We start from the raw sequence: 24,288 nt of genomic DNA on the forward strand, positions 1-24,288 counted from the left end.
AGAGCCCTTTGGTTACTTTGGGGCTTTTCCAAAGTGACCCGCCGTCAGGGCGGAACCCTAAGTAGCCGTTACCGCAGAAACGGATATGTACTCGATCTGATCCAACATCCCGGTAGGCCCAGAGGCCGCCATCGGGGGCAAGCCCCCTCCCACATTTGGACCTCGGAGCGTCAGGTAGATACGCGTTAGCTCCCTCGCTACAGGTGCGGTGTCGCACCAAAATTGTGTAGATACCTATGCTCATCGGGGGCAAGCCCCCTCCCACACAAGCCCCCTCCCACAGGTTTTACCGCATCAACTTCAAGCCTTGCTGACGATATTCCCCGCATGCAGCCCGCATTCCTTCTGCGTAGCTTCTTCCCACCACCAGCGGCCTTCACGCTCGTGCTGATTGGGCAATACCGGGCGGGTGCAGGGCTCGCAACCAATGCTGATAAAGCCGCGTTCATGCAGGCTGTTATAGGGCAGCTCAAGCATGCGGATGTAACCCCAGATTTCCTCACTGGTCATCTGCGCCAGCGGGTTGAACTTGTACAGGGTACGTTCCGGGGTAGAGAACGCCGTATCGATTTCCAGCGCGGCCACCTGACTGCGGGTGCCCGGGCTCTGATCGCGGCGCTGCCCTGTGGCCCAGGCGCGTACACCTGCGAGTTTGCGGCGCAACGGTTCGATCTTGCGGATGCCGCAGCACTCGCCATGACCGTCCCTATAGAAGCTGAACAGGCCTTTCTCCTTGACGAAGGGTTCCAGCTTGCTCTGGTCCGGCGAGATCAGTTCGATGTCGATCTTGTAGAAGTCACGCACCTGTTCGATAAACCGATAGGTTTCCGGGTGCAGCCGGCCGGTGTCGAGGCTGAACACCTTGACGTTCTTGTTCAGTTTCCAGGCCATGTCCACCAGCACCACATCTTCGGCGCCGCTGAAGGAAATCCACAGGTCGTCACCGAACTGGCTGAACGCCAGCTTGAGAATGTCCTGGGCGGACTTGTTGGCATAGGTCGTGGCGAGTTCAACGACGTCGAAGGCTTGGTTCATCAGGACGGTTCCTACAGGTCAGTGGCGCTGAGCGCTCTATAGGCGGCGATGGTATCAAAATCCGCCCTGCGTTGCGGCGCCGTGCTTGAATCGCTAGAGTTCGGCAGTCCTTTTGCTCGCTCAACTTGAATAATACGAACGGAGTGTCTTGTGGAAATTGCCTGTCTCGACCTGGAAGGGGTGCTGGTTCCGGAAATCTGGATCGCCTTCGCCGAAAAAACCGGTATTGAATCTCTGCGCGCCACCACCCGTGACATTCCCGACTACGACGTGTTGATGCAGCAGCGCCTGCGTATCCTCGACGAGCATGGGCTCAAGCTTGCCGATATCCAGCAAGTGATCGCGACACTCAAGCCACTGGACGGCGCCATCGAGTTCGTCAACTGGCTGCGCGAACGCTTTCAAGTGGTGATTCTCTCCGACACCTTCTACGAGTTCTCCCAGCCGCTGATGCGCCAGCTGGGCTTTCCGACCTTGCTTTGCCACCGCCTGATTACCGATGAAAGCGACCGGGTGGTCGGTTACCAACTGCGCCAGAAAGACCCCAAGCGCCAGTCGGTGCTGGCGTTCAAGACGCTGTATTACCGCGTGATTGCTGCCGGCGATTCCTACAACGACACCACAATGCTGAGTGAGGCTGATCGCGGAATTCTGTTCCATGCGCCAGACAATGTGATTCGTGAATTCCCGCAGTTTCCGGCCGTGCACACATTTGAGGATTTGAAGCGGGAGTTTATCAAGGCGTCGAATCGGCCGTTGAGCCTGTAAGTTATCCGGCGCGGCTGATGGCCTCATCGGGAGCAAGCCCCCTCCCACATGGGCCTCCCAGCCTGCGCCTAAATGCCTGCCAGCAATCGTTCGTAAGGAATACACAATCCTTCATGCAGGCGTTTGATCATCGCCAGGCTCAGTTTGCGCTTGCCGTTCAGAACTTCTGAAACTCGCCCGCTGGGGCCGATAAAGGGTTCAAGATCGCGGGCGGTCAAGCCCATTTGTTCCATGCGGAATTTGATCGCTTCCACTGGGTCCGAAGGCGGCATTGGAAAATGTTCCGCCTCGTATTTCTCGATGAGAACAGCGAGAATTTCGAGTTCGTCACCTTCGGGGCTGCCGATGGCCGCTCCCCAAATCTGCTCGACGCGCGCGAGCGCAGCGGCCAGGTCTTCCTGAGAGTGAATAGGTTTGATGTTCATCACACGGTCTCCGCGTTGATTGAGTCGTACTGCGCGTGGGTGCCGACGAAGCGGATAAACCCAAGTTGTCGCTCATAATCGATCGACATGATCACCCGATACTTGTTGCCACCCACGTTGAACACAACCCTGGCGCCTTTGAGAATGCTCGCAGTCCTGAGCTCTGCCTTGAGGGCCTGTGGTGTCGGATAAGTGGCTTTTTCCATATGGCGATACAGCTCGACCAAGGGCGTTTTCGCGTCGGCAAAAGCCGGGCGACTCTCCCAGAATATTCGTAGGGTGGAGAGAGCGATTATGCGCATCGTTCTGACCTCCCGTTTTGGGAGATAGTAGAGTGGAGCGGGAGAGGATGCAATTCCTGAAACAAATCCTGACGATTGAGCAGTCGCATATGTGATCCTTCACAGACGGCCGGTGGGCGGTGGAAGACGGAAGCTATCGCGCAGCTCACCGTCGGTCCACAACCGTTCTGATTCGGGGTTTTTCGTGGCGAAGTCGCTGCCTTGCGCGGCAGGAATGGCCTGGTTCTAGAGCGCTTCCAGGGTGTGTAACAACACCCGTACCTTCGTCAGCGACTCCTGATATTCCGCCTCCCACTGGGAGTCCGCCACGATCCCGCCGCCGCCCCAGCAGCACACCTGCCCGTCCTTGACCAGCAGGCTGCGGATGGCAATGGAGCTGTCCATTTCGCCGCGCACGTCCAGGTACATCAGTGAACCGCAGTACAAGCCACGTCGGGTCGGCTCCAGTTCGTCGATGATCTGCATGGCGCGGATCTTCGGCGCGCCGGTGATGGAGCCGCCGGGGAAGCTGCCTTCGATGAGGTCGAGGGCATCCTTGTCGTCGGCCAGCGTGCCGGTGACGCTGCTCACCAGGTGGTGCACGTTGGGGTAGCTTTCCAGGCTGAACAGTTCCGGTACGTTTACCGAGCCGATTCGGCAACTGCGGCCGAGGTCGTTGCGCAGCAGGTCGACGATCATCAGGTTTTCCGCGCGGTCCTTGGGGCTGGCCAACAGTTCGTCGGCGTGCGCGGCGTCTTCCTGGGGTGTCAGGCCACGGGGGCGGGTGCCCTTGATCGGGCGGGTTTCGACATGGCGCTCGCTGACCCGCACGAAACGCTCGGGCGACAGGCTCAATACCGCACCGTGATCCGGCAGGCTCTGAAATCCGGAGAACGGCGTCGGGCACGCTTGGCGCAATGCGCAGTAAGCCACCCAGGGATCACCGGCGCACGGCGCGCGAAAACGCTGGGCAAAGTTGACCTGATAGCAGTCACCGGCCTGGATGTAGTCCTGGATGCGCACGATGGCCTGGCGGTACGCCTCGGCCGTGAGGTCCGGCGCCATGGGGCCTTGCAGCGTGAAGCTGGCCGTTGGCGCAGTGAATGGCCGACTGAACAAGGCAATCAGGCGCTGCCGCTCACGGTCGGCCAGTGTGGGGTGAAACACCAGTTGGCTGGTCTGCGCCTGGTGATCACTGATCAGCGCCCAGGCATACAGGCCCAGGCGCGCGTCCGGCAGGTGCAAATCGTCTACCGCCAAGTGCGGCATGTGTTCCAGGTGGCGGCCGAAGTCATAACTCAGGTAGCCGATCAAACCACCGGCAAAGGGCAGCTCTGTACCGGCGGGCAGCGTCGCTTCGCCCAAGTTCGTCAGGCTATCGCGCAGGCGTTGCAGGAAATTGTCGCCGCGCTCCTCAGGCTCAACCGCGAAGGTCGCCTCCGGCCAGGCGCTGAGCAGGTCGTAACGGCCACGCTCGGCAGCCGGCCGGCCGCTGTCGAGCAGCACCGCGCCAGGGGCATGACGAATCGCCGTAAAGTACTCGGCGGGGTTGGCCCGATAGGGCAGCGGATGTACGGAACAGGTCGACATGCGGGGGTGGATCAGCCAGTGGCGCGGGGGAGGGGATTGTAGTCCCCTGTAGGATTTGCTCCTAGAGGGGATGTCGGGGATAGACAGTTTGAAGACCGGATCAGCCTTCCACCGGCGGAATATGCCCGAACATTTCCTGTACGAACTTCACCCGCTCTTCCACGGTTTCGGTCACGCCGGCGGCTTTCAGTTCTTCCAGCCGCGCCTCCACCGCATGGGTGCGCAGGGTCAGGCCGCAGTCGTTGGCAATCTGGATATTCAGCCCCGGCCGCGCGTTCAGCTCCAGGATCAGCGGGCCCTTTTCCTGGTCGAGCACCATGTCCACGCCGATATAGCCCAGGCCGCACAGCTCGTAACAGCCGGCCGCCAACTTCATGAAGCCGTCCCAGTTGGGCAGTTGCACGCCATCCACCGCATTGGTGGTATCGGGGTGCTTGGTGATGATGGTGTTCAGCCAAGTGCCACGCAGGGTCAGGCCGGTGGCCAGGTCAACGCCCACGCCAATCGCGCCCTGGTGCAGGTTGGCCTTGCCACCGGACTGACGGGTCGGCAAGCGCAGCATCGCCATCACCGGATACCCCATCAGCACAATGATGCGGATATCCGGCACGCCTTCGTAGCTGATGCTCTTGAAGATCTGGTCGGGCACCACGCGGTATTCGATCAAGGCGCGGTCGCGGTGGCCGCCCAGGGAGTACAGGCCGGTCAGGATGCTGGAAATCTGATGCTCGATTTCTTCATGGCTGATGATCTTGCCGGACACCGTGCGATAGCGCCCTTCAAAACGGTCCGCCACCACCAGGATGCCGTCGCCGCCGGCACCCTGGGCGGGCTTGATCACGAAGTCGCTGCGCCCGCCGATAATGTCGTCGAGCTTGTCGATTTCCTTCTCGGTGGAGATCACCCCGTACATTTGCGGCACATGGATGCCGGCCGCCATGGCCCGCTCCTTGGTGATGATCTTGTCATCCACGATCGGGTACAGGCTGCGCTTGTTGTACTTGAGCACGTAGTCGGCGTTACGCCGGTTGATGCCCATGATCCCGCGCGCCTCCAGGGCTTTCCAGGTCTTCCAGAAGCCGAACATTACGAGTCAGCCTTCAAGAACGCCTTGAAACGTACCAGTTCGGTCAGGCGATAACCGCGATAACGCCCCATGGCCAGCATGAAACCTACCAGGATCAGCAGGATCGCCGGGAAGGTGAACACGAAGTAGACCAGCTCCGGCACGCTCATGATGATGTGCGCCAGGGAGGCTGCGAACAGCGTGCCGATCGCGACTTTCAGCGCATGGTTGGCGCCGCGCTCTTCCCAGGTGATCGACAGGCGTTCGATGGTCATGGTCAGGATCACCATCGGGAACAGCGCCACCGACAGGCCTCGCTCCAGGCCCAGCTTGTGGCTGAACAGGCTGATGGCGGCAATCAGTACCACCACGAAGGTCAGCACCACCGACAGGCGCGGCAGCATTTGCAGCTTGAGGTGTTCCAGGTAGGACCTGAGCGACAGCCCCAGTGCGGTAATCATGGTGAACAGCACAATGCCGAAGCCCAGTTGCGTCTCGCGAAACGCCAGGGCAATCAGCACCGGGGTGAAGGTGCCCAGGGTCTGCAGGCCGATCAGGTTGCGCAGGATCAGGATCACCAGCACGCCAATCGGGATCATCACCATGATCATGAACGTCTGCTGGGTTTGCAGCGGCAGGCCGTACAGCGAGTATTCGAGAAAGTTGGCGTCGGTGTTTTCGTCGGTCAGCTTGGCCAGGCGAATGGCATTCATCTCGCTGTTGTTCAGGCTGAAGGTGACCATGGCTTTCTTGCCGCCATCGACCGTGATCAGGTTTTCATCGCCGGTCCACCACAGCAGGCGGTCGGCGGGCAGGCCTTGCTCACCGGTTTCCGGGTTGAAGTACAGCCAGTCGTTGCCGTTGAAGCTGCGCAGCCACAGTTCAGGCGATTGCGGCTGGTCGGCGACGAGGCGGATGGTGTGGACTTTTTCCACCGGGACGTGGGCGATGGACAACAGCAATTCGACGATCTTGGCCTTGTGCGGCGTCGACGGGTCGCCCGCCAGCAGCAGTTTTACATTGTCGTCGTTGAGGTTGTTGGTGCGCTTGATGGCTTCGGTGATAAAGGTTTCGACGTCTGCCGAGTGCTGGCGAATCGGCGCGAGCAAGGCTTCGGCGGCGATTTTTTCCGGGCCTTCCACGGCGATGCTGTCGCGAAAGGTCGGGCCCTTGATCTTGACCTTTTCACCGCTGTAGCGCTTGGTCAGCACCAGGCGGTAATACAGCGTCTGGTTACCCTTGGCGCGGCGCGCCGACCAGGTGACCTTGCGGTTGCCGTCGGCGCGGTTGACGCTCACCCCGTAGTTGTTCGAGATGAAACTCTCATTGAGGCTGACGAAGTCGCGGCTCAACGGCGGCACGAACATCGAAATCTTCACCGGGTCCTTGGGGTTGGCGACGAACTCGACCTTGGCGTCGATGTTCCACAAGTCGTCGGTGGCGTCCTCGGTGACAGGGATGCCCAGCACGAAGATCTGGTAGGCGGTGACCGAAATACCCAGCACCACCAGAATGGTGATCAGGATTTTCAGGTGCAGGGTCAGAGAGCGCATTCGGTTTACTCGGCGGTATGAGCGTCGGCGGCGCAGGCAGGTTTGCCTGCTGCATATTTAAGGCTGGGGTCGATCAGCGCATCAAAGCGCTTGAGCGCTTCGGAGCCGATCAGCAGCGGATATTGGAAGGTGCTGCGGTCGGTCAAGTTCACTTCGATACTGCGTAAAGCGCTGCCCATGCAGATATCCAGGGCAATCACCGGACGAGCGGTGTACTGCTTGTCCTCATCGGGGTCGTAGTCATCGGCGCGGCGCTTGATTTTGCTGACGCGGGCCAGGGGGCGTTCGATGGGGTGGGAGTGGGCGGTATCGATGGCCAGGTAGAAGCGTACCCAGGATTCGCCGTTGCGCTTGAAGCGTTTGATATCGCGCGCACTCAGCGAGGCGGTCTTGGCGCCGGTGTCGAGTTTGGCCGCGACTTCCAGGTCGATGCCCGCCAGCTTGGCGTATTCGTTCAGGCCATACACCGTCTTCTCGGCGGCAACGCCAAGGCTCGGTATGGACAATAGGCATAACAACAATAGGGGGAAGGGCTTGAGTCTCATAGTTCCTGAGGCGATGCAGTGCGAAATTCAAGGCGACTGGCATTACTGCGCAAGCTCCCTCGTGCGCCATTTCATCTTGAGATGTCAGGCAAAAGCGGCGGGCATTCTAACATGATGCTTTTTTGGCGCCAGCGCTGGCAGGCGGCCATGCTCATCAACGGCCAATAAGGTTATTAGACGATTGTCGACAATGTTGATTTATTCTTTGACTAAGCAGTGAGTATTAGCTAGTTTTTGCCGCATTGCTTTTAAAGGTGTCGACAATATGCTGGATCACTCGGAATTTCCGTCGGCGCTGTCGGATGAATCCCAAACTATGTCGGAAAACGTCTTCCGGCGCATCCAGGCCGCCATCGTCAAGGGCGAGATCGCCCCCGGCACGAAGATTTCCGAACCGGAGCTGGCGCGTACCTACGGCATCAGCCGTGGCCCGTTGCGCGAGGCGATTCACCGTCTGGAAGGCCAGCGCCTGCTGGTACGGGTGCCCCATGTCGGCGCGCGGGTGGTGTCATTGAGTCACGCCGAGCTGATCGAGCTGTATGAAATCCGCGAGTCATTGGAAGGCATGGCTTGCCGGCTGGCGGCCGAGCGCATGACCGACGCGGAAATCGAAGAACTGCGCCAGGTATTGCACACCCATGAACGGGACGCCGCGTTCCAGGCCGGTGTCGGCTACTACCAGCAGGAAGGTGACTTCGATTTTCATTACCGGATCATTCAAGGTGCCGGTAACCGCACCCTGACCCAGATGCTCTGCGGTGAGCTGTACCAATTGGTGCGCATGTACCGCATCCAGTTTTCCGCCACCCCCAACCGTCCCCGCCAGGCCTTTGCCGAGCATCACCGCATTCTTGACGCGATTGCCGATCGCGACGGTGAACTGGCCGAACTGTTGATGCGCCGGCATATCGGTGCTTCCAAACGCAACATCGCCCGTCACTTTCCGGACGGCGCTCCCCAATAAATAGAGGTGAGTCATGAGTTCCACGAACAAGAGCACCCCAGGCCAGCGTTTCCGTGACGCGGTCTCTAGTGAACAGCCGCTGCAGGTGGTTGGCGCAATCAATGCCAACCACGCCTTGCTGGCCAAGCGCGCCGGCTTCAAGGCGATCTATCTGTCAGGCGGCGGCGTGGCCGCCGGCTCCCTGGGCGTTCCGGACCTGGGCATCACCGGCCTGGATGACGTGCTGACCGATGTACGCCGTATCACCGATGTGTGCGACCTGCCGCTGCTGGTGGACGTGGACACCGGTTTCGGTTCCTCGGCGTTCAATGTGGCGCGCACCGTCAAGTCGATGATCAAGTTCGGCGCCGCCGCCATCCACATCGAAGACCAGGTCGGCGCCAAGCGCTGCGGCCATCGCCCTAATAAAGAAATCGTCTCCCAGCAGGAAATGGTCGACCGCATCAAGGCCGCCGTGGACGCGCGCACCGATGACAGCTTCGTGATCATGGCCCGCACCGACGCCCTGGCCGTTGAAGGTCTGGAGTCCGCCCTGGAGCGCGCCGCCGCCTGCATCGAGGCCGGCGCCGACATGGTGTTCCCGGAAGCCATCACCGAACTTGAGATGTACAAGCTGTTCGCCTCGCGGGTCAAGGCACCGATCCTGGCCAACATCACCGAATTCGGCGCGACCCCGCTGTTCACCACCGAACAGTTGAAATCTGCCGATGTTTCCATCGTGCTGTACCCGCTCTCGGCGTTCCGCGCCATGAACAAGGCGGCCGAGAATGTCTACACCGCGATCCGCCGCGACGGTACGCAGCAGAATGTGATCGACACCATGCAAACCCGCATGGAGCTTTACGATCGTATCGACTACCACACCTTCGAGCAGAAGCTCGACGCGCTGTTTGCCGCGAAAAAGTAACGGCTCTCTGAACAACTATAAAATGGGAGAAGAACCATGGCTGAAGCAAAAGTATTGAGTGGCGCCGGCCTGCGTGGCCAGGTGGCCGGGCAGACCGCATTGTCGACCGTGGGCCAGGCCGGTGCCGGCTTGACCTATCGCGGCTATGACGTGCGTGAACTGGCCGCCGATGCGCAATTTGAAGAAGTCGCCTACCTGCTGCTGTACGGCGAACTGCCGACCCAGGCCGAACTGGCGGCCTACAGCGCCAGGCTGGGCAAGCTGCGCGACTTGCCGCAAGCGTTGAAGGAAGTGCTCGAGCGCATCCCCGCCGACGCCCACCCGATGGACGTGATGCGCACCGGTTGTTCGTTCCTGGGCAATATCGAGCCGGAAAAAGACTTCAGCGTGCAGCATGACGTCACCGACCGCCTGCTCGCCGCGTTCCCGGCGATCATGTGCTACTGGTACCGCTTCAGCCACGACGGCAAACGCATCGACTGCGTCACCGACGAGCCGAGCATTGGCGGGCACTTCCTGCACCTGCTGCACGGCAAGAAGCCGAGCGACCTGCATGTCAAAGTGATGAACGTGTCGCTGATCCTCTACGCCGAACACGAATTCAACGCCTCGACCTTCACCGCCCGGGTCTGTGCGTCGACCCTGTCCGACCTGTATTCCTGCGTCACCGCGGCCATCGGTTCCCTGCGCGGCCCGCTGCACGGCGGTGCCAACGAAGCGGCGATGGAGATGATCGAGCGTTTCGGTTCGGCCGAAGAAGCCGTCGAAGGCACCCTCGGCATGCTGGCGCGCAAGGACAAGATCATGGGTTTTGGCCACGCGATCTACAAGGACAGCGACCCGCGTAACGAAGTGATCAAGGGCTGGTCGAAAAAACTCGCTGACGAGGTGGGCGACACGGTGTTGTTCCCGGTGTCCGAAGCCATCGACAAGACCATGTGGGAGCAGAAGAAACTGTTCCCCAATGCCGATTTCTACCATGCCTCGGCGTACCACTTCATGGGCATCCCCACCAAGCTGTTCACGCCGATTTTCGTCTGCTCGCGGCTCACCGGCTGGGCGGCGCATGTGTTCGAGCAGCGCGCCAATAACCGCATCATCCGTCCAAGCGCCGAGTACATCGGCGTTGAGCAGCGCAAGTTCGTGCCAATCGAACGTCGCTGAATGAGAGGGCCCGCGGACCCGGGACTGGAATGCGATCAACGTGTGGGAGGGGGCTTGCCCCCGATAGCCGTGTGTCATGCAGCACATGTGTCGACTGATACACCGCCATCGGGGGCAAGCCCCCTCCCACATTTAAATGGCATTTCAACGCTGGATCAGTGGGTCCTTTTTGTTATCACCGTGACCGAGTCCTGACGATGAACACTGAATTTCGCAAACCGCTCCCCGGCAGCCGCCTGGATTTCTTCGACGCCCGTGCGGCTGTCGAGGCAATCAGCCCCGGCGCCTACGCCACCTTGCCGTATACCTCACGGGTACTCGCGGAAAACCTGGTGCGCCGCTGCGACCCGGCCACCCTCAACGCGTCCCTGAGCCAACTGATCGAACGCCGACGTGACCTCGATTTCCCCTGGTTCCCGGCCCGCGTGGTCTGCCATGACATCCTCGGCCAGACCGCGCTGGTGGACCTGGCCGGCCTGCGCGACGCCATTGCCCTGCAAGGCGGCGATCCGGCGCAGGTCAACCCGGTGGTGCCTACCCAGTTGATCGTCGACCACTCCCTGGCCGTCGAAGCCGGTGGTGCCGACCCCCAGGCGTTCGAAAAAAACCGCGCCATCGAAGACCGCCGCAACGAAGATCGCTTTCACTTTATCGAGTGGACCAAGAAGGCCTTCAAGAACGTCGACGTGATCCCGCCCGGCAACGGCATCATGCACCAGATCAACCTGGAGAAAATGTCCCCGGTGATTCAGGTACGTGACGGTGTGGCGTTCCCCGACACGTGCGTCGGCACCGACAGCCACACCCCGCATGTGGATGCCCTGGGCGTGATCGCCATCGGCGTCGGCGGCCTTGAGGCCGAAAGCGTGATGCTTGGGCGTGCGTCGTGGATGCGCCTGCCCGAAAGCGTCGGCGTGGAGCTGACCGGCAAGCTGCAGCCGGGTATCACCGCCACCGATATGGTGCTGGCGCTGACCGAGTTCCTGCGCCAACAGAAGGTGGTCGGCGCCTGGCTGGAGTTCTTCGGGGAAGGGGCGTCGGCATTGACCCTGGGCGACCGTGCGACGATTTCCAACATGGCCCCCGAATACGGCGCCACTGCGGCCATGTTCTACATCGACCAGCAGACCATCGCCTACCTGAAACTCACTGGCCGGGAAGACGAACAAGTCGCCCTGGTCGAACAATATGCGCGCCACACCGGCCTGTGGGCCGACGATCTCAAGGGCGCGCACTACGAGCGTGGCCTGACATTCGACCTGTCCAGCGTTGTGCGCAACATGGCCGGCCCGAGCAATCCGCACGCCCGTGTCGCCACCCGCGACCTGGCGTCAAAAGGCATCAGCGGGCAGTGGGACGAAGTGCCAGGGCAAATGCCCGACGGCGCCGTGATCATCGCCGCCATCACCAGTTGCACCAACACCAGTAACCCGCGCAACGTGATCGCCGCCGGCCTGCTGGCGCGCAACGCCAACAGGCTCGGGCTGACGCGCAAGCCGTGGGTCAAGTCGTCCCTGGCGCCGGGCTCGAAAACCGTGGCCATGTACCTGGAGGAAGCAGGCCTGGGGCATGAGCTGGAAAAACTCGGGTTTGGCGTGGTGGCCTTTGCCTGCACCACCTGCAACGGCATGTCCGGCGCGCTCGACCCGCTGATCCAGCAGGAGATCATCGACCGCGACCTGTACGCCACTGCCGTGCTGTCGGGCAACCGCAACTTCGACGGGCGCATTCACCCGTATGCCAAGCAGGCGTTCCTGGCCTCGCCGCCGTTGGTCGTGGCCTATGCGATTGCCGGCACCATTCGGTTCGATATCGAGAAAGACGTGCTCGGGCTCGACGCCGACGGCAAGGAAATCCGCCTGCAGGACATCTGGCCAAGCGACGAAGAGATCGACGCAGTGGTCAAGGCGTCGGTCAAGCCGGAGCAGTTTCGCGCGGTGTACATCCCGATGTTCGCCATTCACGAAGACACCGGTCCCAAAGTCACCCCGCTGTACGACTGGCGCCCGCAAAGCACCTATATTCGCCGCCCGCCGTATTGGGAAGGTGCATTGGCCGGTGCGCGTCCGCTCAAGGGCATGCGCCCGCTGGCGGTGTTGCCGGACAACATCACCACCGATCACCTGTCGCCGTCCAACGCGATCATGCTCGATAGCGCCGCCGGCGAGTACCTGGCGAAAATGGGCCTGCCGGAAGTTGACTTCAACTCCTACGCGACGCACCGGGGCGATCACCTGACCGCGCAACGTGCCACCTTTGCGAACCCGAAACTGTTCAACGAAATGGTGCAGGAAAACGGCAAGGTCAAGCAGGGCTCCCTGGCGCGTATCGAGCCGGAAGGCAAGGTCACGCGGATGTGGGAAGCCATCGAAACCTACATGGAACGCAAGCAGCCGCTGATCATCATCGCCGGTGCCGACTACGGCCAGGGCTCGTCGCGCGACTGGGCGGCCAAGGGCGTACGCCTGGCCGGGGTGGAAGCGATCGCCGCCGAGGGTTTCGAGCGTATTCACCGCACCAACCTGGTCGGCATGGGCATATTGCCCCTGGAGTTCCTGCCGGGTACCGACCGCCACACACTCAAGATCGACGGCAGCGAAACCTATGACGTGCTCGGCGAACGCACGCCGCGTGCGCAACTGACCCTGGTGATAAACCGCAAAAATGGCGAGCGTGTCGAAGTGCCGGTGACCTGCCGCCTGGACACCGCTGAAGAAGTGTCGATCTACGAGGCGGGCGGCGTGTTGCAACGTTTTGCCCAGGACTTCCTGGAATCGGCGGCCACCGCCTGAAGAGGATAACCATGGCATACGCAGCGCAAATCAAGATCCCCGCCACCTATATGCGTGGCGGCACCAGCAAGGGGGTTTTCTTCAGCCTCGAAGACCTGCCGCCATCGGCCCAGGTGCCGGGGGCTGCCCGTGACGCCTTGTTGTTGCGGGTGATCGGCAGCCCCGATCCCTATGACAAGCAGATCGACGGCATGGGCGGCGCCACCTCCAGCACCAGCAAAAGCGTGATCCTGTCCAGGAGCACCCGTGCCGGGCACGACGTGGATTACCTGTTTGGCCAGGTCTCCATCGACAAGCCATTTGTCGACTGGAGTGGCAACTGCGGCAACCTGTCGGCGGCGGTCGGTTCGTTCGCCATCAGCGCCGGCCTGGTCGACCCGGGCCGCGTGCCCCACAACGGCGTGGCCGTGGTGCGCATATGGCAGGCCAATATCGGCAAGACCATCATTGCCCACGTGCCGATTACCGACGGTGCGGTGCAGGAAACCGGTGATTTCGAACTCGACGGCGTGACCTTTCCCGCCGCCGAAGTGCAGCTGGAATTCATCGACCCGGCGGCGGAAGAAGAGGGCGGTGGCGGCTCGATGTTCCCCACCGGCAACCTGATCGACGAACTGGAAGTGCCGGGTGTCGGCACCTTCAAGGCCACCCTGATCAATGCCGGCATCCCGACGATTTTCATCAATGCTCAAGACCTGGGCTACACCGGCACCGAGCTGCAAGGCGCAATCAACGGCGACCCGCAGGCCCTGGCGATGTTCGAGACCGTGCGTGCCTATGGCGCGTTGCGCATGGGCCTGATCAAACACCTGGACGAAGCGGCCCAGCGCCAGCACACGCCGAAGGTTGCGTTCGTGGCCAAGCCTGCCGATTACGTGGCCTCCAGCGGCAAGGCCGTCAAGGCCGGCGATGTGGACCTGCTGGTGCGGGCCCTATCCATGGGCAAGTTGCACCACGCCATGATGGGCACGGCGGCGGTGGCGATCGGCACGGCGGCGGCGATTTCCGGCACCCTGGTCAACCAGGCTGCAGGTGGCGTGGAGCGCAACGCCGTGCGCTTCGGCCATCCTTCGGGCACCTTGCGCGTCGGTGCCGAGGCGACGCAAGTCAACGGTGAATGGGTGGTGAAGAAAGCCATCATGAGCCGCAGTGCGCGGGTGTTGATGGAAGGTTTCGTGCGCGTCCCCGGCGACGCTTTCTAAAACCCGGCACTGAGCTTTATGTGGGAGGGGGCTTGCCCCCGATTGCGGTGTGTCAGTCGACACATTCATCAATTGATCCACCCCATCGGGGGCAAGCCCCCTCCCACAGTGGATATCTATTCCAAGGCAGGCAACCAGACCTGCCCTGATGATCAACCATGACCCTGAGGAATAAACCACCCATTTGGAGAACTGCCATGAGCGCCAACGTCGACCAGAACAACCGTCCCGACTACGACCAGGTCCTGCAGGACATTGCCGACTATGTCCTCACCTACCAAGTCGAGTCCCAAGCCGCCCTGGACACCGCACGCAACTGCCTGATGGACACCCTCGGCTGCGGCCTGCTGGCGTTGCGCTTTCCCGAGTGCACCAAGCACCTGGGGCCGCTCGTCGAAGGCACCGTGGTGCCGTTCGGCGCACGGGTGCCGGGCACTTCGTTGCGGCTGGACCCGGTCAAGGCCGCCTGGGACATCGGCTGCATCGTGCGCTGGCTCGATTACAACGACACCTGGCTCGCGGCGGAGTGGGGCCACCCTTCGGACAATCTGGGCGGCATCCTCGCGGTGGCTGATCATCTGTCGCAGCAACGCGTGGCCAACGGCGACGCGCCGCTGAGCGTACGCACGGTGCTGGAAGCGATGATCATGGCCCACGAGATCCAGGGCGTGATCGCCCTGGAAAACGCCTTCAATCGCGTCGGCCTCGACCATGTGCTGCTGGTCAAAGTCGCCTCGACGGCAGTCACTGCCAAGCTGATGGGCGCCAACCGCGAGCAACTGCTCGCCGCCTTGTCCCATGCGTTTGTCGACGGGCAGGCGTTGCGCACTTACCGTCATGCGCCCAATGCCGGTTCGCGCAAGTCCTGGGCGGCGGGCGATGCATCGAGTCGCGGGGTGCGTCTGGCGGATATCGCGATGCGTGGCGAGATGGGCATACCCGGTGTACTGAGCGCGCCGCAGTGGGGCTTCTACGACGTTTTGTTCAGCCACACCAACAAGGACCTGGCCCTCAAGCCGGAAGAACAGCGCAGGTTCAGCCTGTCCCAGCCCTACGGCACCTATGTGATGGAAAACGTGCTGTTCAAGATCAGCTTTCCCGCTGAATTTCATGCGCAGACTGCCTGCGAAGCGGCGGTCATCCTGCATCCGCAGGTCAAGCAGCGCCTGCATGAAGTCGAACGTATCGTGATCACCACCCACGAGTCGGCCATTCGTATCATTTCCAAGGTCGGCCCATTGGCCAACGCCGCCGACCGTGACCATTGCCTGCAATACATGACGGCCGTGCCCCTGGCCTTCGGCGACCTGGTGGCCGAACAGTATGAAGACCATTTCCATGCCGCCCATCCGATCATCGATGAGCTGCGCGGGAAAATGGTCATCGTTGAAGACCCGCGTTACAGCCGCGAATACCTGGAGGCTGACAAGCGCTCCATCGCCAACGCGGTGCAGGTGTTCTTCACCGACGGCACCTGCACCGAGCAGGTGGCGGTGGAGTATCCGATTGGCCATCGCCGTCGTCGGGAGGATGGGATTCCTCTGCTGGAAGCCAAGTTCAAAGCCAATCTGGCGACGCGCTTCCCTGCGCAGCGCAGCGCCGAGATTTTTGCCTTGTGCACGGACCAGGCACGGCTTGAGGCTACCCCAGTCAACCGTTTCATGGACCTGTTCATGATCTAGAAAACAACGCGGTCAATGTGGGAGGGGGCTTGCCCCCGATAGCTGAGTGTCAGTCAGTGCATCAGGTGACTGACCCACCGCCATCGGGGGCAAGCCCCCTCCCACATTTCAGCCTTCAAACCGCAAAATCACCCTGCGGTTGTGCTTGCTCTTCTTTTCGATCTTCTCGCAGAACACCCGGCCGATTTCCTCGGTATTGAGCACGTGGGTGCCGCCACACGGCTGGATGTCGATGCCTGCAATTTCAATCACCCGAACCGAGCCCTGGATGACCGGCGGCGCAACGGCCTGGGTGCGGGTGATCTGCAGCAGGGTGGCGTACTCGGTGGCGGCCATCGACAGGGTTTGCACCGGGTGCGCCTGCTCGATCAGTGCGTTGAGGTCGCGGGTGATGCTGTCTTTGTCCAGGGTCATTTCCGGCAGGTCGAAATCCAGGCGACCCTTGTCCGCGCTGATGCTGCAACCGGTGACGGGCGCGTCGATGATCGAACACAGCAAGTGCAGGCAGGTGTGCATCTTCATGTGCTGGTAGCGGCGCTCCCAGTCCAGGCCGGCGTCTACCTGGGCGCCGGCAATCAGTTGCGCCGGGCAATGGTCCACCTGATGCCAGATGATCGAGCGCAGTACCGGATCACGCACCGTGCCGGTGACCTGCACGCGGGTGCCGTCGGCCAGGGTGAAGTGGCCGGTGTCACCCGGTTGCCCACCGCCGGTGGGGTAGAACAACGTGTGTTCCAGCGCGACGCCGTGCTCGCTGACGGCAATCACCCGGGCGCTGAAGGCGTTTTGATAGGGCGCGCTGTCGAACAGCGCCAGGGTTTCCATGGTGTGCACGGACATATTCAACCTCCAACGATCAGTGGGCTGGCTTGCAACAGGTGACGCACCATCGCACTCAAGCCAGGGGGAGAGAGCAGGGTGATTTCGAACGCCGGGCCGCAGACTTTCAGGTTCAGCGGCAGGCGTGGCAGTTGTTCGCTGACGCCCTGGCGATGCAGGCGAAATTGCAGGTGATGACGCTCCTTCACCGTGGGTTCGAGCATCAGCCCCGGCAGGGGATGAAAGTCGGCGTCCAGCACCGTGACCTTATGCCCCGCATCGACCTCGCCGACCACGTGCAGGCGCTCATCCAACGCGAACGCGCCGAGGTAGTTGCTGTGCTCCGATTCATCGTTTTTCTGCAACTGGATCTGGTTGACCACCTTGACCTTGGTGCCCGCCGGCACGTCCTGGGTAATGACGCAGGCCGGGCTGATAAACACGTTGTCACCGATCTGCACGTAGCCCAGCACCCTCGCCCCGGCGCCGACCTCGACATGGTTGCCCAGGCGCGGATGACGCTTGCCGTCCGGGTTGTTGGCAATACCGCGCGCGCCCAGGGTCACACCGCAGAGGATGTAGCAGTCGTGACCGATCTCGCAGGTTTCACCGATGACCGTGCCGTAGCCATGGTCCAGCACAAAGCGTCGGCCGATGCGCGCAGCCGGGTGAATCTCGGCCCCGGACAGGATCTTGCCCTGGTTGCTGAGCTTGAGCGCAATGCGGGTGAATACGCCGTGGGCGGGCTCCGGAAAATGCCACACCAGGTGCGCGAGCCGGTAGAACAACACCGCCTTGAACGAGGCATAGGATTCCAGGATCAGCTCACCGCGTCCGCGCGAAGCCGGGTCGCGATAGGCGTAGGCGATCAGGTCCTCGGCCACCGCCTGGGCGGCGTTCTGGACCAGCGGCGCCAGGTGCGGTTCCAGCTGCTTCATCTGCCCGGGCGTCAGGGTCTGGATGAGGTGGGTGAGCAACTCATCGTGCAGCTGTTGCATGTCGATAAAGCCTCCCATGGAGGCACCCCCGCATTCTGGTTGGTTGGGTAACCGGCTATTCGAAACTGGGCAGGTAGCTGTCGGCATTGTCGTAGACCATGGTCAGCACCACCGTTTCGGGCGGCAGTTCCGGGGCGAGTTGGGCGATGGCGACCATGTTGGCGGCCGAGGACAGCCCCAGGCTGATGGCGTCGGTGCGCATGATGCGTTTGATCATCTCCAGGCACGCCCCATGCGACACCTTGAGCATGCCGTCCAGTACGTCCAGGTTGAGAATGCTCGGGATCAGGCCAATCGACAGGCCCTGGATGGCGTGCGGGGCGTGCAGGTCCTTGAGCAAGTCGCATTCCTCCGGCTCCACGCCCATGATGCGCAGTGCCGGCCAGGCGGCCTTGAGGGTTTCGCCGATACCGGTGATATGCCCGCCGGTGCCGATGCCGCTGACGAAGTAGTCCACCCGCCGTTCGCCAAAGGCGCGGAGGATTTCCGGCGCGGTGGTGTCGCGGTGGGTTTGCGGGTTGGCGCCGTTGCGCTGCTGGTTGAGCATCACGTAATTGGGGTTTTCCAACAGCAGTTCCATGCACTTTTCGCCGTGGGAGTTGTTACCCAGGCGGCTGTCCGAGAGCACCACCCGGGCGCCATACAGGCGCAGCAGCTTCTGTTTTTCGGGGCTGTAGTTGTCCGGGATGACCAGCACCACTTTGTAGCCGAGCACATTGCCCACCATCACCAGGCCGATACCGGTATTGCCGCCGCTGGGTTCGATGATGGTTTGTCCGCAGTCGCGCATCAGCACGCCCCGGCGCTCGGCGTCGAGGATCATGCCCAGGGCGATGCGCGCCTTGTGGCTGCCGCCCGGGTTGAGGGATTCCAGCTTGGCGTAGACCTCGATGCCGAGGTCTTCGGAAAACTGCGCCAGACGCACGATCGGGGTTTGGCCGATCACGTCGAGAATGGAGTTATGCAGCATCGGTCGGCCCCCGGTCAGTACAGCGGCATGTCGGGTTCGACGTCGCGCACCCAATGTTTCATGCCGCCCTGCAGGACTTTGGTGTTGGCGAAGCCCGCCGCCAGCAAGGTACTGGCGGCCTGCTCGGCACGCGTGCCGGCGTAGCAGATCAGGTAATGGGTGTTGTCGCGGCTCAGGCTGCCGAGCTGCTCATCCAGCTCGGCCAGGGGGATGTGCACCACGCCCGGCAGTTTGCACACTTCCAGTTCGCTGGCGTCGCGTACGTCGAGCAACACGTCGGCGCTGCGGGGGTTGTCGATCACTTGCTTGAGCAGCCGAGGCTCGATGTAGCGTTCTTCGGCCAGGGACGGCTGACTCGGCACGGCATCCGCGCACACCACCGGCGTGGCGGTCTCGCTGTGACGCAGCTCCGAGCAGCACGGGCAGTCGGCACGGCGCTTGAAGCGGATTTCGCTGAATTTCATGGCCAGCGCATCGAAGCGCATCAAGCGGCCGGATAACGGTTCGCCAATGCCGATCAGCAGTTTGATCGCCTCGGTCGCCTGGATCATGCCGACCACCCCCGGCAACACGCCGATGACCCCGCCGGCGCTGCAATTGGGCGCCAGCTCTGCGGGCGGGGCCTTGGGGAACAGGCAGCGGTAGCACGGCCCACCTTTATGATTGAACACGCTGATTTGCCCGTCGAAGCGGTAGATCGCGCCGTATACCAGCGGCTTGCCCAATTGCACGCAGGCGTCATTGACCAGGTAGCGGGTGTCGAAATTGTCCGTGCCGTCGATCACCAGGTCATAGGCACCCACCAGTTCCAGGGCGTTGTCGGTATTGAGTGCGGTGTTGTGCGCGTTGATCCGGATGTGGGGGTTCAGGTCCTGCAAGCGTTGTTTGGCGGACTCCACCTTGGGCATGCCCAGGGTGCTGTTGCCGTGCACGACCTGGCGTTGCAGGTTGCTGCTTTCCACCACGTCGAAGTCCACCAGACCCAGGGTGCCGATGCCGGCCGCCGCCAGGTACAGGCTGATGGGTGAGCCCAGGCCACCGGTGCCGATGATCAGTACCCTGGCTTTTTTCAGGTTCAACTGACCTTCACGGCCGACACCGGGCAGGGTGATATGGCGTACGTAGCGTTGCACTTCTTCGTTGCTCAGGGTGTCGACGTCGATGCCGCCGGAGGTGGCCAGCAGCACTTCAATCCGAGCGTTTTCCGGCAAGCTGTCGTCGGCGTCGATCAACGCGTCCTCGGCGGTAAACAGGAAGTGCTCCTTGAGCTGGTTGTTCTGCTCGTGAAACAGGTGCGGGCGCAACTGTGGGTGACTGTCGCAGAGGTTTTCAATGACTTCGCGCAATGTCGATCCGGCGCCCTCAAGGGTCGATTGCGGCAGCTTGGCCACGCGAACCAGAATGTCGGGGAAAGAGACAGCGTTCATGGACAACTCCGTGTGCAGGTCGTTGAAAGGTTGAAGGGCGAAATGCTTGCCATCCCAGGCAAACAGCTTTGACCCCAGGGCCTGGCCCTGGCGAACATCCACCACCAGGTAGCTGACAGGGTAGATCGGCTCGCCCAGGAACAGCGCCTTGTCCTGGTCTTCATCACTGAAATAGGCGCCGACATCCGGGTGCGAGTGGTAGATCACCACCACCGGGTTGTCGCTGCGAAAGGCCTTGTTCAGCAGCAGTGTATCGGCGACCGAAAAGGTGTAGCCGTTGGCCGCACTGCGCGGGTACATCTGCGGGTTCCTGCGATGCAATTCGTTCTGGATATTGCTGCCCAGGTACACACTGCCGTCGGCGAAGATGAAACCGCAGCACTCCTCGGGATAGCTGCGGCTTGCGTGGGCGTAGATCTGTTCCAGGGCGTGGGGGCGGAGGACTTCCATGTTTCTCTCGCTTGGGGTGAGGGTCAATTTTTCTTCGCCAGCAGTTTTTCGATGGGCAGCTTGGTGATCGCAAAGCCGGCCAGCAGGATCGCCGAGTACAGCATCAGGTCACGGGAAATTTCCACGCCTTCGTACCAGGCGCCGATGATCACCGCGAACACGGGGAAGATGATGAACACGAAGGACAGGATGATCGGGCTCAGGCGCTTGAGCAGCATGAAATACACAATGAAACCACCCACCGAAGCGACCAGCCCAAGGTAGAACAGCGCGCTCCAGGAGCGCAGGGTGATGGCGTCGAAGGTCGGGTTTTCAAACCACAGGCCGGCCACGAACAGCATCAGCCCGGCAATGCCGATAGGCAGGGTGTTGTAGGTGATGACACTGATGGCGCTGCCTTTTTGCTTGGTAATCACGTAGCACAACGCGTGCATGATCGCGGCGGCCAGAATCGCCAGTACGCCGAAGAATTCGGCATGGTCCAGGTGCAGGCCCTGGCTCTTGATAATCATGTAGAGGCTGCCGAAACCGATGCCGATGCCGACCACCTGGGACAGGTAGATGCGCTCGCGCAGGAACAGCGCGGAGAAGATCAGGATGAACACCGGCATGCAGCTGAACAGCAGGGCAGTCAGGCCGGACGAGACGTGCATCTCGCCGTAATTGAGCAGGTAATAAGGAATGCTGAAGTAGGACAGGGTCACGAACACGAAGAACCAGCGACTTTCCCGTGGGAACAGAATCGGCTCGCGGCGCACCATGGCGAAACACAGGAACAACGGGAAGGCGATCAGGAAGCGCAGGCCTGCTGACGTCAGCGGTGGCACGCTTTCCACCGCAATCTTGATGCCCAGCCAGGTGGTGCCCCAGCTCAGGCACACGATCAGGAACATCACGCTGGTGATCAACCCGGCCAGCCATTGTTTGCGGGTTTTGGTTTTTGCGGTGTTTTCAAGAATGGCGGACATTGGCATCGTTTATTGCTTCCCTGAGCCGGAATTGAACTCTATATTGGACTTGTTATAAGTGATTCAATCCGCTGATTGAACCCGCAAAAGCACACTATTAGGGCGAATGATGACTGTCAAAACAAATATTGACATGGTGTCAATTATGCGTGAGGGGTTGTCCAATGGTCAGGGCGTGAAGTACAAGCGCCTGTCCGATGTCATGGAAAGGGGCATCCTTGAAGGCACGATTGAACCGGGAAGAAAACTGCCGCCCCATCGGGTCCTTTCCGACAATCTGGGCGTCACTATCGGCACCATCAGCCGGGCCTACGGTGAGCTGGAGCGCTTGGGGTTGGTAGTCGCGCGCGTGGGTGACGGCACATTCGTGCGCAAGCGTGGGATGGAGCGCCAGCGTGATGAAGGCTTTCGCAACGTCAGCGAGGAGCCGCGCCAGTACTTCGACATGAGCCGCAACATGCATATTCCGGGTCAGGAGACGGTGTTCCTTGCCCAGAGCTTCCAAACCCTGTCGACCAACGGCAAATTTCTCCAGGACATCAGCGCCTATACCCCGGATGCGGGCCTGCCGCGCTACCGCGAGGCCGGTGCGCAATGGCTGGTGCAGCGCGATTTCCATCCGATTCCCGAGCAGGTCATCTGCGTCAATGGCGGCCAGCACGGCCTGCTCTGCGCAATGATGGCGTTGCTGCGTGCCGGCGACACGGTGGTCACCGAGCAATTGACTTACCCAGGGCTTATCACCGCCGCGCGTATGCTGGGTGTGCGCTTGATCGGGCTGGAGATGGATGACGAAGGCGTGCTGCCGGGCGCGCTGGATGAAGTCTGTCGAAATCACCGGGTTTCGGCATTGTATTGCACGCCAACGATCCAGAATCCCACAACCGCCGTGCTGTCAGTCCCGCGCCGTGAAGCGTTGGCCAAGGTCTGTCGTGAACATAATCTGCTGATTCTTGAGGATGAGGCCCACGGGGTGCTGGTAGAGGATCGTCCTGCGCCCCTCAGTTATTTCGCCCCTGAGCGTACGATCCTGATCAGCAGCTTGAGCAAGGCGGTATCGGCCGGGCTGCGCGTGGGCTATGTGCATGCGCCGCCGGCGTTGGTCAGCCGTATTTCAGCGGCGTTGCGTTCGACCTGCTGGATGGCCACCCCGGTGACCCTGGAATTGGCGACCCAATGGATCGAAAACGGCACGGCGCAATACCTGCTGCGCCAGCAGATCAACGAGATAACCCGGCGCAAGGCATTGGTGGAGGGCTTATTGAGCGGCCTGCAGTACCGCACTCACCTCAACAGCCCGCACTTCTGGATCGAAGTACCGGAACCCTGGCGCGCGTCGGAAATCGAGGCGGAACTCAAGCAGAACAACTACCTGATCGCGACCGCCGAAGCCTTTGCAGTGGGGCAGACGGCGGTGCCGCAGTTTATCCGGGCGAGTATTTGCAATACCTCGGGGGATGATCAGTTGCTGCGGGCGGGGTTCGATGCGCTGGCGACGGCGCTGGGGCAGGGAGGGGGAAGGTTTCACCTGTAGCCAGACTGACACAATTGGGTCGTGTGGGAGGGGGGTTGCCCTAATGCCAGTCAGTTAAGCGAACGAAATGCTCAGAGCAGCGAAGATCAAATGTGGGAGGGGGCTTGCCCCCGATAGCTGAGTGTCAGTCAGTGCATCAGGTGACTGATCCACCGCCATCGGGGGCAAGCCCCCTCCCACAGGTTCAGCGGCGTAGCAGAAGTTTGGTTCATACCGATAGCGTCAGCTCAGGCAATACAGGTCACTTGAACCTGCGCTCCACACCCTTCTCCACCAGAATCTTCGCCGATATCTCTTCCACTGAAAAATGCGTGGAATTGATGTGCGCAATATTCTCGCGACGGAACAGATTTTCCACTTCGCGCACTTCGAACTCACACTGGGCGTAACTTGAATAACGGCTGTTGGGCTTGCGTTCATTGCGGATCGCGGTGAGGCGGTCCGGGTCGATGGTCAGGCCGAACAGCTTGTGCGAATGCGCGCGCAGGGCGGCGGGCAGCGTCAGGTGTTCCATGTCGTCTTCGGTCAGCGGGTAGTTGGCTGCGCGAATACCGAATTGCATGGCCATGTACAGGCAGGTCGGGGTCTTGCCGCAGCGCGACACGCCTACCAGGATCAGGTCGGCCTTGTCGTAATAGTGCGTGCGGGCGCCGTCGTCGTTGTCGAGGGCGAAGTTCACCGCTTCGATACGCTCCATATAATTGGAATTATGACCAATGGAATGGGACTTTCCGACGGAGTAAGAGGAATGTTCGCTCAGCTCCTGTTCCAATGGCGCCAGGAACGTGGAGAAGATGTCGATCATGAAACCATTCGAGGTCGCCAGAATCTCACGAATGTCTTGATTGACGATGGTGTCGAAAATGATCGGGCGACAACCGTCTTTTTCAGCCGCCAGATTGATTTGTTGTACCATGGCCCGCGCTTTGTCCACGCTGTCTATATAAGGCCGCGTGAATTTGGCGAAGGTAATGTTTTCGAACTGCGCGAGCAGGCTCTGGCCCAGTGTTTCGGCCGTGATGCCGGTGCCATCGGAAATAAAGAAAGCAGATCGTTTCATTTGAGCCCTGGGCCTTAAGCTGATGGCGAATCTTGGATATGATAGGCGCGATTTTGCCGTCCCGCAGTGGGCCGCATTCTCACTTATT

General features: G+C 61.1%; 21 protein-coding genes. 8 read left to right on the forward strand and 13 right to left on the reverse strand.

Translation table 11 applies throughout. The features are described from left to right. Positions 1 to 300 precede the first annotated feature (300 nt). On the reverse strand, positions 301 to 1,035 hold the full coding sequence (locus BFP93_RS05190; protein ID WP_065892320.1) for a phosphoadenylyl-sulfate reductase: 735 nt from the start codon (positions 1,033 to 1,035) through the stop codon (positions 301 to 303). Between the two features lie 150 nt (positions 1,036 to 1,185). Here BFP93_RS05190 and thrH point away from each other — a divergent pair, with 150 nt between their 5' ends. Continuing rightward, positions 1,186 to 1,803, forward strand: coding sequence for a bifunctional phosphoserine phosphatase/homoserine phosphotransferase ThrH (gene thrH / locus BFP93_RS05195; RefSeq protein ID WP_065892321.1), 618 nt, complete (start codon positions 1,186 to 1,188; stop codon positions 1,801 to 1,803). A gap of 68 nt (positions 1,804 to 1,871) precedes the next feature. Here the strand turns inward: thrH and BFP93_RS05200 are convergent, their stop codons facing one another. From BFP93_RS05200 to BFP93_RS05225, 6 genes are all read right to left on the reverse strand, one after another. Beyond that, positions 1,872 to 2,228 carry a helix-turn-helix domain-containing protein gene (locus BFP93_RS05200; protein ID WP_065892322.1) on the reverse strand — a complete coding sequence of 119 codons (357 nt, stop codon included), beginning with the start codon at positions 2,226 to 2,228 and terminating at the stop codon, positions 1,872 to 1,874. Further along, complete coding sequence (locus BFP93_RS05205; protein WP_065887828.1) at positions 2,228 to 2,530, reverse strand: type II toxin-antitoxin system HigB family toxin; 303 nt, start codon at positions 2,528 to 2,530, stop codon at positions 2,228 to 2,230. Before BFP93_RS05205 ends, BFP93_RS05200 begins: the two co-directional genes overlap by 1 nt. Positions 2,531 to 2,755: 225 nt before the next feature. Next, positions 2,756 to 4,099 (reverse strand): aminodeoxychorismate synthase component I, encoded by a 1,344-nt coding sequence (gene pabB / locus BFP93_RS05210; protein ID WP_065892323.1) that lies wholly within the window; start codon positions 4,097 to 4,099, stop codon positions 2,756 to 2,758. A 100-nt stretch (positions 4,100 to 4,199) separates the two neighbouring features. Further along, positions 4,200 to 5,186 carry an alpha-L-glutamate ligase-like protein gene (locus tag BFP93_RS05215; protein WP_065887830.1) on the reverse strand — a complete coding sequence of 329 codons (987 nt, stop codon included), beginning with the start codon at positions 5,184 to 5,186 and terminating at the stop codon, positions 4,200 to 4,202. After that, positions 5,186 to 6,718 carry an osmotic stress tolerance membrane protein RloB gene (locus tag BFP93_RS05220; RefSeq protein ID WP_065892324.1) on the reverse strand — a complete coding sequence of 511 codons (1,533 nt, stop codon included), beginning with the start codon at positions 6,716 to 6,718 and terminating at the stop codon, positions 5,186 to 5,188. Before BFP93_RS05220 ends, BFP93_RS05215 begins: the two co-directional genes overlap by 1 nt. 5 nt (positions 6,719 to 6,723) lie before the next feature. Beyond that, positions 6,724 to 7,263 (reverse strand): retropepsin-like aspartic peptidase RloA, encoded by a 540-nt coding sequence (locus tag BFP93_RS05225; protein ID WP_065892325.1) that lies wholly within the window; start codon positions 7,261 to 7,263, stop codon positions 6,724 to 6,726. 265 nt (positions 7,264 to 7,528) lie between these two features. Here BFP93_RS05225 and BFP93_RS05230 point away from each other — a divergent pair, with 265 nt between their 5' ends. From BFP93_RS05230 to prpD, 6 genes are all read left to right on the forward strand, one after another. Further along, the gene (locus BFP93_RS05230; RefSeq protein ID WP_065892326.1) at positions 7,529 to 8,227 is read left to right on the forward strand and encodes a GntR family transcriptional regulator; all 699 of its coding nucleotides are present in this window, start codon (positions 7,529 to 7,531) and stop codon (positions 8,225 to 8,227) included. Positions 8,228 to 8,240: 13 nt separating this feature from the next. Then, positions 8,241 to 9,134: a methylisocitrate lyase gene (prpB, locus tag BFP93_RS05235; RefSeq protein ID WP_065892327.1), complete on the forward strand. Its 894-nt coding sequence runs from the start codon at positions 8,241 to 8,243 to the stop codon at positions 9,132 to 9,134. A 36-nt stretch (positions 9,135 to 9,170) separates the two neighbouring features. Next, the gene (gene prpC / locus BFP93_RS05240) at positions 9,171 to 10,298 is read left to right on the forward strand and encodes a bifunctional 2-methylcitrate synthase/citrate synthase (protein WP_065892328.1); all 1,128 of its coding nucleotides are present in this window, start codon (positions 9,171 to 9,173) and stop codon (positions 10,296 to 10,298) included. Positions 10,299 to 10,495: 197 nt separating this feature from the next. Next, positions 10,496 to 13,090: a Fe/S-dependent 2-methylisocitrate dehydratase AcnD gene (gene acnD, locus BFP93_RS05245; protein ID WP_065892329.1), complete on the forward strand. Its 2,595-nt coding sequence runs from the start codon at positions 10,496 to 10,498 to the stop codon at positions 13,088 to 13,090. Positions 13,091 to 13,101: 11 nt separating this feature from the next. Continuing rightward, complete coding sequence (prpF, locus tag BFP93_RS05250) at positions 13,102 to 14,292, forward strand: 2-methylaconitate cis-trans isomerase PrpF (protein WP_065892330.1); 1,191 nt, start codon at positions 13,102 to 13,104, stop codon at positions 14,290 to 14,292. A gap of 197 nt (positions 14,293 to 14,489) precedes the next feature. Further along, entirely contained in the window at positions 14,490 to 15,974 is a 1,485-nt protein-coding gene (gene prpD / locus BFP93_RS05255; RefSeq protein ID WP_065892331.1) for a 2-methylcitrate dehydratase, read from the forward strand. A 108-nt stretch (positions 15,975 to 16,082) separates the two neighbouring features. Here the strand turns inward: prpD and BFP93_RS05260 are convergent, their stop codons facing one another. Genes BFP93_RS05260 through BFP93_RS05280 form a run of 5 tightly spaced genes read right to left on the reverse strand, consistent with a single transcriptional unit; the run spans position 16,083 to position 21,555 of the window. After that, on the reverse strand, positions 16,083 to 16,814 hold the full coding sequence (locus tag BFP93_RS05260; protein WP_065892332.1) for an alanyl-tRNA editing protein: 732 nt from the start codon (positions 16,812 to 16,814) through the stop codon (positions 16,083 to 16,085). A 2-nt stretch (positions 16,815 to 16,816) separates the two neighbouring features. Beyond that, positions 16,817 to 17,809: a serine O-acetyltransferase gene (locus BFP93_RS05265; RefSeq protein ID WP_065892333.1), complete on the reverse strand. Its 993-nt coding sequence runs from the start codon at positions 17,807 to 17,809 to the stop codon at positions 16,817 to 16,819. A gap of 37 nt (positions 17,810 to 17,846) precedes the next feature. After that, a complete protein-coding gene (locus BFP93_RS05270) occupies positions 17,847 to 18,761 on the reverse strand; it encodes a PLP-dependent cysteine synthase family protein (protein ID WP_065892334.1) in 915 nt (304 codons plus the stop codon). A gap of 14 nt (positions 18,762 to 18,775) precedes the next feature. Continuing rightward, positions 18,776 to 20,638, reverse strand: coding sequence for a molybdopterin-synthase adenylyltransferase MoeB (moeB, locus tag BFP93_RS05275; RefSeq protein ID WP_065892335.1), 1,863 nt, complete (start codon positions 20,636 to 20,638; stop codon positions 18,776 to 18,778). A gap of 23 nt (positions 20,639 to 20,661) precedes the next feature. Next, the gene (locus tag BFP93_RS05280; protein ID WP_163001595.1) at positions 20,662 to 21,555 is read right to left on the reverse strand and encodes a DMT family transporter; all 894 of its coding nucleotides are present in this window, start codon (positions 21,553 to 21,555) and stop codon (positions 20,662 to 20,664) included. 160 nt (positions 21,556 to 21,715) lie between these two features. Between BFP93_RS05280 and BFP93_RS05285 the strand changes: the two genes are divergently transcribed. Beyond that, positions 21,716 to 23,140, forward strand: a complete 1,425-nt coding sequence (locus BFP93_RS05285; protein WP_065887930.1) for an aminotransferase-like domain-containing protein — start codon at positions 21,716 to 21,718, stop codon at positions 23,138 to 23,140. Positions 23,141 to 23,381: 241 nt separating this feature from the next. On the opposite strand, the gene BFP93_RS05290 is transcribed toward BFP93_RS05285, so the two are convergent. Beyond that, positions 23,382 to 24,200, reverse strand: coding sequence for a posphoenolpyruvate synthetase regulatory kinase/phosphorylase PpsR (locus BFP93_RS05290; protein ID WP_003230310.1), 819 nt, complete (start codon positions 24,198 to 24,200; stop codon positions 23,382 to 23,384). Positions 24,201 to 24,288: the final 88 nt, after the last annotated feature.

Origin of the sequence: Pseudomonas sp. 44 R 15 (assembly GCF_900004965.1) — a bacterium.
Classification (GTDB): Bacteria; Pseudomonadota; Gammaproteobacteria; order Pseudomonadales; family Pseudomonadaceae; genus Aquipseudomonas; species Aquipseudomonas orientalis_A.

What these genes read in the sequence shown, in the direction of transcription:
- BFP93_RS05190 (WP_065892320.1), bottom strand. Translation starts at nt 1,035, where the DNA reads ATGAACCAAGCCTTCGACGTCGTTGAACTCGCCACGACCTATGCCAAC.
- BFP93_RS05200 (WP_065892322.1), bottom strand. Translation starts at nt 2,228, where the DNA reads ATGAACATCAAACCTATTCACTCTCAGGAAGACCTGGCCGCTGCGCTC.
- BFP93_RS05205 (WP_065887828.1), bottom strand. Translation starts at nt 2,530, where the DNA reads ATGCGCATAATCGCTCTCTCCACCCTACGAATATTCTGGGAGAGTCGC.
- pabB (WP_065892323.1), bottom strand. Translation starts at nt 4,099, where the DNA reads ATGTCGACCTGTTCCGTACATCCGCTGCCCTATCGGGCCAACCCCGCC.
- BFP93_RS05215 (WP_065887830.1), bottom strand. Translation starts at nt 5,186, where the DNA reads ATGTTCGGCTTCTGGAAGACCTGGAAAGCCCTGGAGGCGCGCGGGATC.
- BFP93_RS05220 (WP_065892324.1), bottom strand. Translation starts at nt 6,718, where the DNA reads ATGCGCTCTCTGACCCTGCACCTGAAAATCCTGATCACCATTCTGGTG.
- BFP93_RS05225 (WP_065892325.1), bottom strand. Translation starts at nt 7,263, where the DNA reads ATGAGACTCAAGCCCTTCCCCCTATTGTTGTTATGCCTATTGTCCATA.
- BFP93_RS05230 (WP_065892326.1), top strand. Translation starts at nt 7,529, where the DNA reads ATGCTGGATCACTCGGAATTTCCGTCGGCGCTGTCGGATGAATCCCAA.
- prpB (WP_065892327.1), top strand. Translation starts at nt 8,241, where the DNA reads ATGAGTTCCACGAACAAGAGCACCCCAGGCCAGCGTTTCCGTGACGCG.
- prpC (WP_065892328.1), top strand. Translation starts at nt 9,171, where the DNA reads ATGGCTGAAGCAAAAGTATTGAGTGGCGCCGGCCTGCGTGGCCAGGTG.
- acnD (WP_065892329.1), top strand. Translation starts at nt 10,496, where the DNA reads ATGAACACTGAATTTCGCAAACCGCTCCCCGGCAGCCGCCTGGATTTC.
- prpF (WP_065892330.1), top strand. Translation starts at nt 13,102, where the DNA reads ATGGCATACGCAGCGCAAATCAAGATCCCCGCCACCTATATGCGTGGC.
- prpD (WP_065892331.1), top strand. Translation starts at nt 14,490, where the DNA reads ATGAGCGCCAACGTCGACCAGAACAACCGTCCCGACTACGACCAGGTC.
- BFP93_RS05260 (WP_065892332.1), bottom strand. Translation starts at nt 16,814, where the DNA reads ATGTCCGTGCACACCATGGAAACCCTGGCGCTGTTCGACAGCGCGCCC.
- BFP93_RS05265 (WP_065892333.1), bottom strand. Translation starts at nt 17,809, where the DNA reads ATGGGAGGCTTTATCGACATGCAACAGCTGCACGATGAGTTGCTCACC.
- BFP93_RS05270 (WP_065892334.1), bottom strand. Translation starts at nt 18,761, where the DNA reads ATGCTGCATAACTCCATTCTCGACGTGATCGGCCAAACCCCGATCGTG.
- moeB (WP_065892335.1), bottom strand. Translation starts at nt 20,638, where the DNA reads ATGGAAGTCCTCCGCCCCCACGCCCTGGAACAGATCTACGCCCACGCA.
- BFP93_RS05285 (WP_065887930.1), top strand. Translation starts at nt 21,716, where the DNA reads ATGACTGTCAAAACAAATATTGACATGGTGTCAATTATGCGTGAGGGG.
- BFP93_RS05290 (WP_003230310.1), bottom strand. Translation starts at nt 24,200, where the DNA reads ATGAAACGATCTGCTTTCTTTATTTCCGATGGCACCGGCATCACGGCC.